Source organism: Myxococcus sp. MH1, from assembly GCF_059738865.1.
In genome coordinates, this window is sequence record NZ_AP026947.1 from 557,823 (window position 1) to 572,109 (window position 14,287).

Consider the following 14,287-nt stretch of genomic DNA (forward strand, 5'->3'; position numbering starts at 1 on the left):
ATGAGCGCCTATATCTACGATGGGTTGCGCACGCCGTTCGGTCGTCACGCGGGAGCGCTGGCGCCTGTTCGCCCCGATGACCTGCTCTCCGGAGTCATCCGCGCGCTGCTCACGCGCGGCCCGTTCGAGCTGGGGGACATCGAGGATGTCGTCATCGGTTGCACCAACCAGGCGGGGGAGGACAGCCGCAACGTGGCGCGCCACGCCGCGCTGCTCGCGGGGCTGCCCATCGAGGTGGGCGGTGTGACGGTGAACCGGTTGTGCGGCAGCGGGCTCGCGGCGGTGCTGGACGCGGCGCGCGCGGTCATGACGGGGCAGGGAGAGCTCTTCGTCGCCGGGGGCGTGGAGAGCATGAGCCGTGCGCCCTTCGTGCTGCCCAAGGCCGAGTCGGCGTTCAGTCGCGACACCCAGGTGTTCGACACGACGATGGGTGCCAGGTTCCCGAACCCCCGCGTGGTGGCTCGCTTCGGTGGTGACACGATGCCGGAGACGGCGGACAACATCGCGCGCGACCTGGGCATCGGCCGCGCGGCCTCGGACCGGTTCGCGCTGGCTTCGCAGCAGAAGTTCGCGACGGCGCAGGCCCGGGGGTTCTTCGCGGGAGAGCTGGTCCCCGTGGAGCTGCCGGGACGCAAGGGGGCGGTCACCACGGTGACGGTCGACGAGCATCCCCGCCCGGACACGACGCTCGACAAGTTATCCACACTCAAGCCGCTGGCCGCGGAGGGGGTCGTCACGGCGGGCAACGCCTCGGGCATCAATGACGGCGCGGCGGCGCTGCTCGTCGGCTCGATTTGTGTCGGCGAGTCCGTGGGATGCAAGCCGCTGGCACGCATCGTCTCGGCCGCCATCGCGGGAGTCCCGCCACGCACCATGGGACTGGGGCCCGTGCCGGCCGCGCGCAAGGCGCTGGAGCGGGCGCAGTTGGCGCTGTCGGACATGGACATCATCGAAATCAACGAGGCCTTCGCTGTGCAGGTGCTCGGCTGCCTCAAGCTGCTGGAGCTGGGCGAGGACGACAGCCGGGTGAACCCGAACGGTGGAGCCATCGCCGTGGGACATCCACTGGGAGCCTCGGGTGCGCGACTGGCCCTGACAGCGGCGCGACAGCTCCAGGTCTCCGGTGGGCGCTACGCGCTCGTCAGCATGTGCATCGGGGTGGGGCAGGGCATCGCCGCCGTCCTCGAGCGCGTGTGAGTGGCTTCCTCTTCTGACGTTGGGAGAACCGAATGCAGGTCTACGACAAGCTCTACATCCAGGGTGAGTGGGTGGCGTCGCGAGGCGGTGGGCACATCGACGTGCTCAGCGCATCCACAGAAGAGGTGATGGGACGTGTTCCCGAGGGCACGGCGGAGGACGTGGACCGCGCGGTGCGCGCGGCGCGTGGTGCCTTCGAGGCCTGGGCCTCTTTGACCGTCCCGGAGCGGGCGGCGTTCTTGCGGAGGCTCCAGGCGGGGCTGACGGAGCGACAGGATGCGCTCGCGCGGACGATGACGGGCGAGGTGGGCATGCCCCTGGCGCTGTCGAAGGCCATCCAGGTGGGCACGCCCATCACCGTGACGGGGACCTACGTGCAGCTCCTCCAGGAGCACGCCTTCGAGGAGCAGGTGGGCAACTCGCTGGTGGTGCGCGAGCCGGTGGGCGTCGTCGCCTGCATCACACCGTGGAACTATCCGCTGCATCAGATTGTCGCGAAGGTGGCGCCGGCACTGGCGGCGGGCTGCACCGTGGTCCTCAAGCCCAGCGAGGTCGCTCCGCTCAACGCGTTCATGCTCGCGGAGATCCTCCACGAGGCGGGGCTGCCACCTGGGGTCTTCAACCTCGTGTCCGGAACGGGAGCGGTGGTGGGCGAGGCGCTCGTGCGTCATCCCGAGGTGGACATGGTGTCCTTCACGGGCTCGACGCGAGCGGGACGCCGGGTGTCGGAGCTGGCGGCGGCGACGGTGAAGCGCGTGTCGCTGGAGCTGGGTGGCAAGTCCGCGTCCATCGTCCTCGCGGACGCGAACCTCAAGAACGCGGTGAAGCGGACGGTGGGCAACTGCTTCCTCAACTCGGGTCAGACGTGCACGGCGCACACGCGCATGCTGGTGCCGCGGGCCTTGCACGATGAGGCGGCGCGCCTCGCCGTGGAGGTGGCCACGAGCTTCACCGTGGGCGACCCGTTCCAGGGAGAGGCGAAGCTCGGTCCCGTCATCTCCGAGGCGCAGCGTGCGCGCGTTCGTGAGTACATCCAGCAAGGCATTCGCGAGGGCGCGAAGCTCGTCGCCGGTGGGCCCGAGCAGCCCGAGGGCCTGCCGAAGGGCTACTACGTGAAGCCCACGGTCTTCGCGGGCGTGACGCCGGAGATGACCATCGCGAGGGAGGAGATCTTCGGTCCCGTGCTCGCCATCCTGCCGTACGACGATGAGGACGACGCGGTCCGCATCGCGAACAGCACCATCTACGGCCTGGCCGGCGGTGTCTGGTCGGAGGACGTGGAGCACGCGAAGCGAGTCGCGCGCCGGATGCGCACCGGACAGGTGGACATCAACGGCGGACGCTTCAACCCGCTGGCTCCGTTCGGTGGGTATCGACAGTCCGGCAACGGCCGAGAGCTCGGCCGCTACGGGCTGGAGGAGTTCCAGGAACTCAAGGCGATGCAGCTCTGAATCAGTCCCCCCTCATCCGAGTCAGGAGTCCCCATGAAGGCCGCGGTGTGTTTCGAGAAGGACGTGCTGACCATCACCGACGTGAGCTTCGAGCCGCCGAAGGCGCGCGAGGTGCTCGTTCGCATGGTGGCCTGTGGTGTCTGTCACACGGACCTGTCGGTGGTGAACGGCACGGTGAAGATGAAGCTGCCCTGTGTGCTGGGGCACGAGGGCGCGGGCATCGTCGAGGAAGTCGGGGAGGAGGTCTCCCATCTGCGGAAGGGGGACAAGGTCGTCCTCTCGTGGGTGGCGCAGTGTGGCGAGTGCTACTTCTGTCGCATCCAACGGCCGAACCTGTGCGAGCTCGGCGAGCGCATCAACGCGGGCAACCGGATGCCGGACGGGAGCACGCGACTGCGCAAGGACTCGCGCGAGCTGAACGTGTTCTCCGCGCTGGGGGCGCTGTCGGAGTACGCGGTGGTGCCGGCGCGGGCGGCGGTGAAGCTCCCCGAGGACGCGCCGCTCGACAAGGCGGCGCTGGTGGGCTGCGCGGTGACGACGGGCGTGGGGGCGGTGTTCAACACGGCGCAGATGCCGCCAGGGGCGACGGTGGCGGTGTTCGGCACGGGCGGCGTGGGATTGAACATCATCCAGGGCGCGGTGATTGCCGGCGCCGAGCGAATCATCGCGGTGGACGTGCACCCGAAGAAGCTGGAGTTCGCGAAGGTGTTCGGCGCGACGGACGTCATCGACGCGACGAGCGTGGACCCGGTGGTGGGCATCCGCGAGCTGACGCGAGGGCGGGGCGCGGACTATGCGTACGAAGCGGTGGGCCGCAAGGAGACCATCGAGCAGGCCTACCAGTGCACGCGAAAGGCGGGCACGTGCGTCGTCGTCGGCGTGGGGAGCGTGAAGGAGCAGATCTCCCTCAACGTCTTCGTGCTGCCGTTGTTCGAGAAGCGGCTGCTCGGCTCCTGGTTCGGCACCGCGGATGTGCACCGCGACATGCCTCGGCTGCTGGACCTCTACAAACAGAAGAAGCTCAAGCTGGATGAGCTGGTGACGACGACGTACAAGCTGGACCAGCTCGACCAGGCCTTTACTGACATGAAGAACGGAGTGAATGCACGGGGCGTGGTCCTGTTCTGAGGCCACGCTCAGTCGAGCCAGTCCTCGGCGACGCGCCACTCCGGACTTGGGGGGACCCTGGAGGTCCCCAATGCTTCGACCGCGACGGATTCCAGCTCATCGAGGGTCGCCGTGCGGCGCACCCAGTGAGGGCCTCCGTGAGGTGTGACGCGAGCTTCCCAGGCGTCTCCACAGGGAAGCAGGTGGACCGACCTGTCGAAGAGCCAGACGTCGGCGAGTGTGTACTCACCGTCGCGAGTCTCGGTCTCAGGTGCCGAGCGTCGTGGCGGTGTGGTGACGAAGATGCCCGAGGGAGCGAAGAAGGCGCGCCTGGAGAAGCTGAACCCCCTGGCTTCGAGACGTCGCCCGAGCTCGTCGAGAAGTTCCTGGTGCTGGGTCGTCATAGGGGCTCACGACCGACGCTATGACGTCCGGTGGCATGGGCACCAGGGGCAAGGCATCGAGCCCACTGGTGCCGCACTGACTCACGCCAGCTCTAGAAGAACACGTGCGTGAACCGAGCGCCGATGAACTGGCTCTTCGTCACGCCCTCGGACGCGGCGACGTCCGGCTGGAACTGGAGCATCAGCGTGGAGGCCTTCTCCAGCCGGATGCCCATCGTCAGCCGCAGCGACTGCACCGTGGTGCTCTTGGCGATCTCCAGCTCACCCGCCGGCGTGTCGATGGTGCGCTTGCCGGACGCCTCGACGATGTAGCCCGCGCCCGTGAAGAACGTGGACGACAGGTCCATGCCCAGGTGGAGGATGCCGCCGAACGACGGCGCCTGGCTCATCACCACCTTCGAGCCACCCTCCGCGCTCGGAATCAGGAACTCGTCGTTGTCCCCCTGGAACGCCACGCTGCCCATCAGCTCCGCCGTGAAGATCTTCTTGAAGCGCTGACCCGCGACCAGCTGCGGACGTACCACCCACCGGTTCGCCCCGATGTTCACCAGCCGGTTGCTGTCATAGCTGCCCACCGGCACCGTGACGTACGGCGTGAGCGCGAACCACGTGTGCGTGTTGTCCTCGGCGTTCTGCACCAACCCATATCCAATCGTCGGGATGTACGTCACATCGCCCACGCCCGAGGCGCGCAGCGCCGTCTTCGGACCCGCGGGCGACGCCGGGTTCGCCTGGAACACCGTCACGTCCACCACCGGCAGGCTCAAGTCCAGCGGCACCACCACCAGGTCGCCGAACTTCAGCACGTACGTGGCGCGGAAGGCCGCTTGGAGTTGTGAGAAGTCACGCTCACCGGACGCGGAGACGTGACGCAGGTACATGTTGGTGATGATGCCCCGGTGCGGGACGAAAAATCCCGCCTCGTAGTCTCGCAGGTCCGCCTGCTGGGCCTGAGCCCCGGTGGCCGAGAACAGCACTGCGAACAGGACACTGAGCAGCATGCGCTTCATGGTGATTCCCTCCCTCGAGGAACGTCGTCGATACGGTTTGCGTCAGTAACGGAACGGCCACGCCTGGAAGTACCGGCGGACCCGCAGCCACACGCCGAAGAGCCCCAGGGGCTCGAGCACCAGCACCACCACCACCACCAGCGACAGCAGCACCGTCGACTGCTGCGCGGACGTGAGCTGATTCACGAAGGGAATCGCGCCGCCCACCGTCTCCGCCAACGGGCTCAGGAACGTGAACGCGAGCGCGCCGCTGACGGCGCCGAACACCGTGCCCACCCCTCCCAGCACAATCATCGCGATGTACTGGATGGAGAGGTTCAAATCGAACGGCGGCTCCACCGTGATGTATTGCTGCTGGAACGCGAACATCGCCCCCGCGACGCCCGCCAGGAACGACGACACGCCGAACGCCTGCAGCTTCGCCTGCGTCGTCCCCACCCCCAGCACCTCCGCCGCCAGGTCCTGGTCCCGCACCGCCATCATCGCCCTGCCACTGTCCGAGCGCTGGAGGTTCTTCGTCAGCCACACCGTGAACGCGGCGAGCCCCGCGAAGAGGAAGTACAGCTTCCGCTCGAAGCCGAAGCGCACGCCGCCCACGCTCCACGCGGTGCTCATCGACGCCGCCGTGCCCGTCTCGTCGCGGAACCACCAGTACATCGGCACCGCCGTCCCGCTCAGCCCGCTCGTCACCTCCGGATACGCGAGCAACACATGCTGCGTGAGGAACACCAAGCCCAGCGTGACGATGGCCAGGTACAACCCCTTGAGCCGCAGCGCGAACGCGCCAATCACCACGCCCACCAGCGCGGACACACCGCCCGCCAGCGGCAACGCCAACCAGAACGGCCAGCCCAGCTTCGTGCCGAGCACCGCCGCCGTGTACGCGCCCAGCGCCAGGAACGCCGCGTGCCCCAGGCTCACCTGTCCCGCGAAGCCCGTGAGCACCATCAGTGACGCGGCGCCCACGATGGCCACCAGCCCCAGGTTGCCCACGGTGAGCCACCGCGTGCTCACCAGCCACGGGTAGCTCAACCCCACGGCCAGCGTCAGCAGCAGCCCCGCCCGCTGCCACAGGCCGGGAAAGAGCTTCAGGTCGTCCTCGTACCGAATCACCAGGGGGCGCGTTGGCATGATGTCGTCTCGCGCGCGTCGTCAGACGCGGCGCACCTCGTGCTCGCCCCACAGTCCGCGCGGGCGCAGGACCAGGAACAGAATCATCGCGGCGTAGGGGAAGACGGCGTGGAAGTTGTGCCCGAAGGCGCCCAGGTGCGGATTCACATACGCCTGCGACAGCACCTCCAGGAGCCCCAGCATGAACGCGGCCACCACCGCGCCCACCACCGACTCCAGTCCTCCGACGATGATGGCGGGGAACGCCCTCAACGCCACGTAGCCCAGGTTCGAATCCACCGAGCGCGGGAACATCCCCAGGAACACGCCCGCCACCGCCGCCGTCGCTCCCGCCAGGAACCACGTGAAGCCGAGCACCCGGCCCACCGGAATCCCCAGCACCAGCGCCACCTCCTGGTTCTCGCTCGCCGCGCGCATCGCCACGCCCAGCGGCGTGCGCTGCACCAGCGCGTGCATCCCCACCAGCACCACCGTCGTCGCGCCCAGCGACACCAGCGAGGACAGCAGCACGGTGGCGTTGCCCACCTGCACCTCCGCCATCGCATCCCACGGCGTGGGCATTCCACGCGTGTCCGTGCCGAATGCGATGACGATGCCCGCGCGCAACAAGAGCCCCAGGAACAGCGTCAGGATGATGGTGGTGAAGACAGGGCGCCCCACCATGCGGCGCAGCACCGTGCGCTCCAGGAGCGCGGCCAGGCCACCGGTGAGACACGCGGACGCGGCGAGCGCCAGCCACCAGGGCAGCACCTCCACCAGCGCCGTCATCAGGAACGCGCCCAGCGCGAGCAGCTCGCCGTGCGCGAAGTTGAAGAGTCGGGAGGCCCGATACACCACGGAGAAGCCCAGGGCGATGAGCGCGTAGCTCGCCCCGAGCGCCAGTCCGGAGATGCCGAGCTGGAGAAGCTGCGTCATTCGCGTGTCCTCGCGTACATCTCTTCCACCAGCTGGGAGTGCAGCTCGAGCACCGCCTTGCGGCGCACCTTGAGGGACGCCGTCACCTCGCCCGCGTCCTGCGTCATCTCGCGCTCGAGCAGTCGGAACGCCCGCACCTGCTCCACGCGCGCCAGCGTCTCGTTCGCGCGGGTGACTTCCTCCTCGATGAGCTTGCGCACCTCGGGCCGCTGCGTGAGGTCCGTGTACGAGGTGAAGGCCAGCTTGCGGCGCAGCGCCCAGTCCGCCACCGTCTCCGGGTCCACCTGCACCAGCGCGGTGACGAAGGGCCGCCGGTCGCCGATGGCCACTGCCTCCTTGATGTACGGACTGTTCTTCAGCGCGTTCTGGATGCGCTCGGGCGACAGGTTCTTCCCACCCGACGTGATGAGGATTTCGCGCTTGCGGCCGGTGATGCGCAGATACCCGTCCGCGTCGATTTCGCCCAGGTCCCCCGTGCGCAGCCAGCCCTGCGCGTCACGCACCTCGGCGGTGGCCTCCGGCTTGTTGAGGTAGCCGAGGAACACGTTGCTGCCGCGCACCAGCACCTCGCCGTCCTCGTCCAGCCGGCACTCCACGCCCGGCACCGGACGTCCCACGGTGCCCAGTCGCGTCGCGCCCGGGATGTTGAGGTGGCTGGTGCCCGCGCTCTCCGTCTGCCCGTAGCCCTCGTAGATGCGGACGCCCACGCTGTCGTACCAGGCGAGCAGCTCCGGGGAGATGGGCGCCGCGCCGGAGATGGGGAAGCGGCAGCGCCTCAATCCCAGTCGCTCCTGGAGCGGGCGGTAGACGAGCAGGTCGCCCACGCGCCACAAGAGCGCGTCCCACCAGCGACGCTGTCCTGTCCGCTCGCGCTCGCGAATCCCGGCGCCCAGGCGGGTGAAGGTCTCGAACAAGGTGCGCTTGAGCCACGATGCGTCGCGCATCTTCACCATCACCACCGCGTGCATCTTCTCCCAGATGCGCGGCACGCCCAGGAACACCGTGGGGGACACCTCGGCCACGTCCTGCTGCACCGTCTCCAGCGCCTCGCCGAAGTGGACCTTGCCTCCAACGGCCAGGGGCAACAGCAGGCTGAACAGCTTCTCCGCGACGTGACACAGCGGCAGGTACGAGACGACGCTGTCCTCCTGCCCCAACCCGAGCTGCGCGGTGAAGGTCGCCGAGCCCTCCAGCATGTTGCGGCTCGACACCAACGCGCCCTTCGGCGAACCCGTGGTGCCCGAGGTGTAGATGACCATCGCCGGCTCATCCGGACTGCGCGCCGCGAGCTGCGCCTTCAGCCACCCGGGCTCCCGCTCCAACAGCGCGCGGCCTTCCTCCAGGAAGCGCTCCCAGAGACGCAGGCGTGAATCCTCCACGCCGCGCAGGCCCCTCGGCTCGACGACGAGCACGTGCTCGACGGAGGGTGTCTCGTCGACGACGGCCGCCACCTTGTCGTACTGCTCCTGGTCCTCGCAGAGCACGACGCGACAGCGCGCGTCGTTGAGGATGTACGCCACGTCCGCGGCGGGGTTCGTCTGGTAGATGCCCACGCCGCGAGCGCCGAGCACCTGCGCGCCCAGGTCCGTGAACAGCCACTCCGGCCGGTTGTCGCTGAGGACGGCCACTGAGTCACCGGCGCGCACGCCCAGCTCCCACAGCATCCTCGCCGTCCACCCGACGCGCTCCAGGTAGTCCTGGAAGGACAGCTCCCGCCAGATGCCCAGGCGCTTCTCGCGAATGGCCACTGCTTTCGGATGTCGCTCCGCGCGCAGGTAGAGCTGGCCCGGCAGGCTCAGCGGCAGCGCCGTGCTCATGCCGCCACCGCCCCGCCGACGTACGCGCTGAGCACGCGCGAGTCCTCACGCAGCGCCGAGGGCGGCCCGTTCGCGATGACACGCCCGCGGTCCAGCACCGTCACCTGCGTGGCCAGGTCCATCACGAAGCGCAGCTCGTGGCCGATGAGCACCTGCGTCACCCCCAGCTCGTGACGGATGTCGAGCAGGTGGTTGGCCATGTCCTCGGTCTCCTCCTGGTTGAGCCCGGCGGTGGGCTCGTCCAGGAGCAGCAGCTTCGGCTCCATGCACAGCGCGCGGCCCAGCTCCACGCGCTTGCGGATGCCGTAGGGCAGCACCGACACGGGCATCCACCGGTAGTGCTCCAGGGAGAGGAAGTCGATGACCTCCTCGGCCTTCTCGCGGTGACGAACCTCCTCCTGCCTCGCGCCGCGCGTCCAGAAGAGGTGACGCAAGAGCCCCGTGCGGTACTTCGGGTGGCGGCCGAGCAGCAGGTTCTCCAGCACCGTGAGGTGCTCGAAGAGCGCCAGGTTCTGGAACATCCGCGACACACCGCGCCGGGCAATCTCCGGCGGCTCCAGTCCCGTGAGCGCCTGTCCTTCCAATCGCACGCGTCCCTCCATGTGCCGGTGGATGCCGCTGACGCAGTTGAAGAGGCTGCTCTTGCCCGCGCCGTTGGGACCAATCACGGCATGCAGCGCGCCGGCCTCGATGGAGAACGAGACTCCATCCAGGGCTCGCACCCCGGAGAAGGACAGGCCCACGTTGTCGAGCTCCAGCAAGGCCATGCTTCACCCTTCACGTTTCAGGACAACCAGCGACGCTTGCGGCGGTAGCGCTTCAGCTCGTGGTAGCCGCGCTGCCCCTCGCGGCCGAAGCCCAGGTAGAACTCCTGCACGTCCGGGTCCTCGCGCAGCTTCTCCGCCGGCCCGTCCAGCACCACCTTGCCCGTCTCCAGCACGTACCCGTGGCTGGCCATGCCCAGCGCCACGCGCGCGTTCTGCTCGACGAGCAGCACCGACACGCCCTCGGCGGCGATGCGCTGAATCAGCTCCGACACCTCGCCCACCGCCTTCGGCGACAGGCCCAGGAAGGGCTCGTCCAACAACAGCACCCGGGGCCTGCGCATCAGCCCTCGACAGATGGCGAGCAGTTGCTGCTCACCGCCGGAAAGGTAGCCCGCCTTCTGTCGCCGCCGCTCGCGCAGCACGGGGAAGCGCGAGTAGGCGGACTCGACCAGCTCCTTGCGCGCCTGCGCGCCCATGCCGAAGCCGCCCGCGAGCAGGTTCTCCTCCACGGACAGCTCGCCCAGGATTCGCCGACCCTCCAGCACCTGCACCACGCCCGCGTGCACCCGGCCGTCGGTGGACAGGGCCAGCAAATCCCGCCCGGACAATTCGACACGGCCCTGGGTGATGGCGCCGTCGTGCAGGTCGAGCAGGCCGCTGATGGCGCGCAGCGCGGTGGACTTGCCCGCGCCGTTGGGTCCGAGGAGGGCCACCACGCCCTGGTGGGGGACCTCCAGGGTGATGCCTCGCAAGGCACGTACCGCCGAGTGGTAGACGACCTGGAGGTTCTGCACGCGCAGCAGCGGAGGACTACTTGCTGTCATCGGCGGCCTTCGCGGCGGGCGTGCCCAGCGCCTTGGGCGGCGCGTAGCCCGCGACGACACTCCAGCTCCCCTGGTCCAGCACGGGCTTGAGCACCCGCACCTCCAGCGCCGTCGCGTAGGGGAAGCGGGATAGGTCCACCGGCTCCGCCGTCAGGCCGCCCGCGGTGGTGCGCTGGATGTTCCTGAGCGCCTTGAGGTAGCCGGCGCGCGTGACGTCCTTCGCCTCGATGGCGGCCTTCAGCGCCTCCAACTGGACGCGGCCCTGGACGTAGGACGCCAGCGTGTAGAAGTCCTTCGGCGTGTCGGGATACTTCGCGTGCAGCGCGATGAAGTCCTTCATGCCCGGCACGTCGTCGCCCCAGAAGGTGAGCCCGGTGGCCCAGTAGAAGTTGGCGAAGACGGGCGCGGGGATGACCTTCGGGTCGAAGAACCGGTCCACCCACGCGGGCGTCTGTCCAATCCAGGTCGGCTGATACTTGAGCTGCGCGGCCGTGCCGAGGATGGGCCCCGAGGCCCCGGGCAGCACCGTGAGCAGCACGTAGTTGGCGCCGGACTGCTGGAGCGCGGTGACGACGGCGGCGAAGTCCTTCTGCCCTGGCGCCACGCTCTGCTGCGAGACGACGGTGACGCCGTGGTGCTTCGCGGCCTCCGTCCAGCCCTCCAGCCCGTCCTTCCCGTAGTCGTCGCCCTGCGCGACGATGGCGGCCTTCACCTTGTCCGCGCCGCCCGCATGCTCCACCGCCCAGTCGAGGGCGCGCATCGCCTCCAGCTTGTAGGACGCGCCGATGGGCGGCGTGTACTGGTGCCGCGCCATCTCCGACGACTGTGACGCGGGGAAGGCGACCACGTTGTCCGCCGTGAGCTTGTCGCGCAGGGGCAGGGTGTTGGGCGTGCCGAAGCTGGTGCCCAGGAACAGCACCTGCTCGTGGAGGTCGCTGTACGCCTGCACCGCGTTCTGCGGGTTGTAGGCGTGGTCGCGCTCCACCAGCTCCACGCGCCAGCCCGGCGGCAACAGCCCCGAGTCCCCCGCGTTCACCTGCCTCGCGAGCAGCCGCTTGCCCGCGGCGAAGGGCTTGCCGATGGCGGCGCCAGGGCCGCTCTCGTCGTTGAGCGCGCCGATGTAGACGACCTTCTTCTCCAGGTCGACACCCTTGTCTGTCTTGATGTCCGACAGGGCGGCGGGACGCGTCTGCGTGCCCTCCGGAGCCGGAGCTTCTTCCTTCTTGCAAGCCATCAAGCAGAGAGCTGTCGCCAGGAGTCCGACCACGAGCCGTTGCATCGCAACCTCCCCGTCAGATTCGTGGCGGCACAGTAACCACACTCGCTCGGAAGAGAAAAGACAGTCACCGGTAATTCGATGGCTGTATTTCGCAGGGCGGAACTTCTCGGCGGCGTGTTTTGACTGTGTTTCGCACGGCGAAATGTCTCGCGCGGATGATGCATCGCGCAAGGCGCGCGGCGCGCAGCCTGGATGTGCTTTGTCAGGAGGAGCGGACGGGGACACGCGGGTGGCCGCGGTCCTCCCAGTCCAGCGAACACGTGGCCCACCCGGGCGTGTGGTTTCCCACCTGGTGGAAAGCCACGTGTCCCGCGCGCGGGGCGCTTCAGTCCAGCGACGACTCCGGCAGCGCGGTCTCCGACGTGACGATGCCATCCGCGTCCGCGTAGAGGTGGTGTCCGGGGCGGAAGGTGACGCCCGCGAAGCGCACCTCCACGTCGCGCTGGCCCTCGTTGCGCTTGAAGCTCTTGAGCGGGTGCGTGCCCAGCGCCTTCACGCCGAGCGCCATGCGGCCCACCTCTTCCGAGTCACGGATGCAGCCGTTCACCACCACGCCCGCCCAGCCGTTCTGCTGCGCGAGCAGCGCCAACTGGTCCCCCACCAGCGCGCAGCGGCGGCTGCCACCGCCATCCACCACGAGCACCCGGCCGTTGCCCTTCTCCTCCAGGGCCTTGCGCACGAGCGAGTTGTCCTCGGGGGCGCGCACGGTGCTGATGGGGCCGGTGAACGTGGTGCGTCCGCCGAAGTCGATGAAGCCGGGCTCGGCGACCTGGAAGTGGGCCGTGCCCGCGTGCGTGTCACACAGGTCCGCCGTCTTGAAGTCCATGGGGCTGCTCTCCTGGGAAGGGTGGCCTCGGGGCCGTCGTCGTCACAGCGCTGTATCACCCCCGTGTCCAGCCCCCGGGACATCGGCATCACGCCGATGTGCGTTCTGGTGTGATTCCCCGGGGATACGTTGACGAAGGGTCAACGCGGGCGGCGGTCGATGGGCCGTAGAAGGGGCGGGCATGGGGGCAGGCTACTCGGAGGGAGGCTCGCCTCGCGGCGCGTGCTATGGAACCCACATGAATCACGCTCACAGCCAGTCCCTGTTCGCCCGCGCGCAGGCGCGCATCCCGGGCGGAGTGAACTCCCCGGTGCGCGCCTTCCGTGGCGTCGGAGGAGACCCCGTCTTCTTCCGCGAGGGCTCGGGCGCCTGGCTCACCGACGTGGACGGCAACCGCTACGTCGACCTGGTGGGGAGCTGGGGGCCGCTCATCCTCGGCCACGCCTACCCGCCCATCGTCGAGGCCATCATCGAGTCGGCCCGTCGCGGCTCGTCGTTCGGCGCGCCGCACGCGGGCGAGGTGGAGTTCGCGGAGCTCATCTGCGCGACGATGCCGGCGGTGGAGATGGTGCGGCTGGTGTCCAGCGGCACCGAGGCCACCGTGGCCGCCATCCGCGTGGCGCGCGGCTTCACCGGCCGCGAGCACATCCTCAAGTTCGAGGGCTGCTTCCACGGCGCCGGAGACCCGTTCCTGGTGAAGGCGGGCAGCGGCGTGGAGACGCTGGGCCTGCCGGACTCGCCGGGCGTGCCGTCGGCGCTGGCGAAGCTCACGCTCACCGCGCCCTTCAACGACCTGGCCGCGGTGGAGCGCATCTTCGAGGAGAAGGGCCAGGACATCGCCTGCGCCATCATCGAGCCGGTGGTGGGCAACATGGGCGTGCTGGTGCCCAAGCAGGGCTATCTGCAGGGCCTGCAGGCGCTGTGTCAGAAGCACGGCGTGCTGCTGGTGCTCGACGAGGTGATGACGGGCTTCCGGCTGGCGCGCGGTGGGGCGCAGGAGCTGTACGGGCTGAAGCCGGACCTGACGACGATGGCGAAGGTGATTGGCGGCGGCATGCCGCTGGGCGCCTACGGGGGCCGCGCGGACATCATGCGCAAGGTGGCGCCGGCGGGGCCGGTGTACCAGTCCGGCACGTTGTCGGGGAACCCGGTGGCGGTGGCGGCGGGGCTGGCGTGCCTCAAGGCGCTGGCGGCGCCGGGGACGTACGCGCGGCTGGAGCAGGTGAGCCGGATGTTGGAGGAGGGCTTCATCGCGGAGGCGAAGGAGGCGGGGGTGCCCGTCACCGTCAACCGCGTGGGCAGCATGCTGACGGTGTTCTTCACCGAGCAGCCGGTGTTCGACTACACGAGCGCGAAGACGTCCGACACGGGGCGCTTCGGTCGCTTCTTCCACGCCATGTTGGATGCGGGCGTGTACCTGCCGCCGAGCCAGTTCGAAGCGGCCTTCGTCTCGCTGGCGATGGGCGAGGCGGAGGTGGCGCACGTGCTGGGAGCGGCGAGAAAGGCCTTCCGCGCGCTTGGCCAGACCGGTTGAGCCTCCGCCCCTGGAGGGGCCTGTT

Annotated in this window: 13 protein-coding genes; 4 read left to right on the forward strand and 9 right to left on the reverse strand. The window is 69.0% G+C overall.

All coding sequences use genetic code 11. The annotated features are described in order from the left end of the window. Genes AC6JA9_RS02330 through AC6JA9_RS02340 form a run of 3 tightly spaced genes read left to right on the forward strand, consistent with a single transcriptional unit; the run spans position 1 to position 3,776 of the window. A complete protein-coding gene (locus AC6JA9_RS02330) occupies positions 1 to 1,197 on the forward strand; it encodes a 3-oxoadipyl-CoA thiolase (protein WP_223749720.1) in 1,197 nt (398 codons plus the stop codon). Positions 1,198 to 1,229: 32 nt separating this feature from the next. Beyond that, positions 1,230 to 2,648, forward strand: a complete 1,419-nt coding sequence (locus AC6JA9_RS02335; protein ID WP_223749721.1) for an aldehyde dehydrogenase family protein — start codon at positions 1,230 to 1,232, stop codon at positions 2,646 to 2,648. 33 nt (positions 2,649 to 2,681) lie between these two features. Then, positions 2,682 to 3,776 (forward strand): Zn-dependent alcohol dehydrogenase, encoded by a 1,095-nt coding sequence (locus AC6JA9_RS02340; RefSeq protein ID WP_223782237.1) that lies wholly within the window; start codon positions 2,682 to 2,684, stop codon positions 3,774 to 3,776. 8 nt (positions 3,777 to 3,784) lie between these two features. Here the strand turns inward: AC6JA9_RS02340 and AC6JA9_RS02345 are convergent, their stop codons facing one another. The 9 genes from AC6JA9_RS02345 to rraA form a co-directional block, all read right to left on the reverse strand. Next, entirely contained in the window at positions 3,785 to 4,159 is a 375-nt protein-coding gene (locus AC6JA9_RS02345) for a hypothetical protein (protein WP_426748394.1), read from the reverse strand. Between the two features lie 92 nt (positions 4,160 to 4,251). Beyond that, on the reverse strand, positions 4,252 to 5,169 hold the full coding sequence (locus tag AC6JA9_RS02350; RefSeq protein WP_141330198.1) for a transporter: 918 nt from the start codon (positions 5,167 to 5,169) through the stop codon (positions 4,252 to 4,254). Between the two features lie 42 nt (positions 5,170 to 5,211). Next, complete coding sequence (locus AC6JA9_RS02355; RefSeq protein ID WP_497959020.1) at positions 5,212 to 6,300, reverse strand: branched-chain amino acid ABC transporter permease; 1,089 nt, start codon at positions 6,298 to 6,300, stop codon at positions 5,212 to 5,214. Between the two features lie 21 nt (positions 6,301 to 6,321). Then, positions 6,322 to 7,215, reverse strand: a complete 894-nt coding sequence (locus AC6JA9_RS02360; RefSeq protein ID WP_046710593.1) for a branched-chain amino acid ABC transporter permease — start codon at positions 7,213 to 7,215, stop codon at positions 6,322 to 6,324. Next, positions 7,212 to 9,032, reverse strand: coding sequence for an AMP-dependent synthetase/ligase (locus AC6JA9_RS02365; protein ID WP_497959021.1), 1,821 nt, complete (start codon positions 9,030 to 9,032; stop codon positions 7,212 to 7,214). The genes AC6JA9_RS02360 and AC6JA9_RS02365 overlap by 4 nt, the downstream gene beginning before the upstream one ends. After that, positions 9,029 to 9,799: an ABC transporter ATP-binding protein gene (locus tag AC6JA9_RS02370; protein WP_223749725.1), complete on the reverse strand. Its 771-nt coding sequence runs from the start codon at positions 9,797 to 9,799 to the stop codon at positions 9,029 to 9,031. Before AC6JA9_RS02370 ends, AC6JA9_RS02365 begins: the two co-directional genes overlap by 4 nt. Before the next feature lie 17 nt (positions 9,800 to 9,816). Next, on the reverse strand, positions 9,817 to 10,623 hold the full coding sequence (locus tag AC6JA9_RS02375; RefSeq protein WP_074948513.1) for an ABC transporter ATP-binding protein: 807 nt from the start codon (positions 10,621 to 10,623) through the stop codon (positions 9,817 to 9,819). After that, positions 10,610 to 11,857: an ABC transporter substrate-binding protein gene (locus AC6JA9_RS02380; RefSeq protein ID WP_223782242.1), complete on the reverse strand. Its 1,248-nt coding sequence runs from the start codon at positions 11,855 to 11,857 to the stop codon at positions 10,610 to 10,612. The genes AC6JA9_RS02375 and AC6JA9_RS02380 overlap by 14 nt, the downstream gene beginning before the upstream one ends. A gap of 370 nt (positions 11,858 to 12,227) precedes the next feature. Next, positions 12,228 to 12,728 carry a ribonuclease E activity regulator RraA gene (gene rraA / locus AC6JA9_RS02385; RefSeq protein ID WP_223749727.1) on the reverse strand — a complete coding sequence of 167 codons (501 nt, stop codon included), beginning with the start codon at positions 12,726 to 12,728 and terminating at the stop codon, positions 12,228 to 12,230. A gap of 238 nt (positions 12,729 to 12,966) precedes the next feature. Between rraA and hemL the strand changes: the two genes are divergently transcribed. Further along, positions 12,967 to 14,262: a glutamate-1-semialdehyde 2,1-aminomutase gene (gene hemL, locus AC6JA9_RS02390; RefSeq protein ID WP_141330184.1), complete on the forward strand. Its 1,296-nt coding sequence runs from the start codon at positions 12,967 to 12,969 to the stop codon at positions 14,260 to 14,262. Positions 14,263 to 14,287 lie beyond the last annotated feature (25 nt).

Coding starts and splice junctions, on each gene's coding strand:
- AC6JA9_RS02330 (WP_223749720.1), top strand. CDS start 1: ATGAGCGCCTATATCTACGATGGGTTGCGCACGCCGTTCGGTCGTCAC.
- AC6JA9_RS02335 (WP_223749721.1), top strand. CDS start 1,230: ATGCAGGTCTACGACAAGCTCTACATCCAGGGTGAGTGGGTGGCGTCG.
- AC6JA9_RS02340 (WP_223782237.1), top strand. CDS start 2,682: ATGAAGGCCGCGGTGTGTTTCGAGAAGGACGTGCTGACCATCACCGAC.
- AC6JA9_RS02345 (WP_426748394.1), bottom strand. CDS start 4,159: ATGACGACCCAGCACCAGGAACTTCTCGACGAGCTCGGGCGACGTCTC.
- AC6JA9_RS02350 (WP_141330198.1), bottom strand. CDS start 5,169: ATGAAGCGCATGCTGCTCAGTGTCCTGTTCGCAGTGCTGTTCTCGGCC.
- AC6JA9_RS02355 (WP_497959020.1), bottom strand. CDS start 6,300: ATGCCAACGCGCCCCCTGGTGATTCGGTACGAGGACGACCTGAAGCTC.
- AC6JA9_RS02360 (WP_046710593.1), bottom strand. CDS start 7,215: ATGACGCAGCTTCTCCAGCTCGGCATCTCCGGACTGGCGCTCGGGGCG.
- AC6JA9_RS02365 (WP_497959021.1), bottom strand. CDS start 9,032: ATGAGCACGGCGCTGCCGCTGAGCCTGCCGGGCCAGCTCTACCTGCGC.
- AC6JA9_RS02370 (WP_223749725.1), bottom strand. CDS start 9,799: ATGGCCTTGCTGGAGCTCGACAACGTGGGCCTGTCCTTCTCCGGGGTG.
- AC6JA9_RS02375 (WP_074948513.1), bottom strand. CDS start 10,623: ATGACAGCAAGTAGTCCTCCGCTGCTGCGCGTGCAGAACCTCCAGGTC.
- AC6JA9_RS02380 (WP_223782242.1), bottom strand. CDS start 11,857: ATGGCTTGCAAGAAGGAAGAAGCTCCGGCTCCGGAGGGCACGCAGACG.
- rraA (WP_223749727.1), bottom strand. CDS start 12,728: ATGGACTTCAAGACGGCGGACCTGTGTGACACGCACGCGGGCACGGCC.
- hemL (WP_141330184.1), top strand. CDS start 12,967: ATGAATCACGCTCACAGCCAGTCCCTGTTCGCCCGCGCGCAGGCGCGC.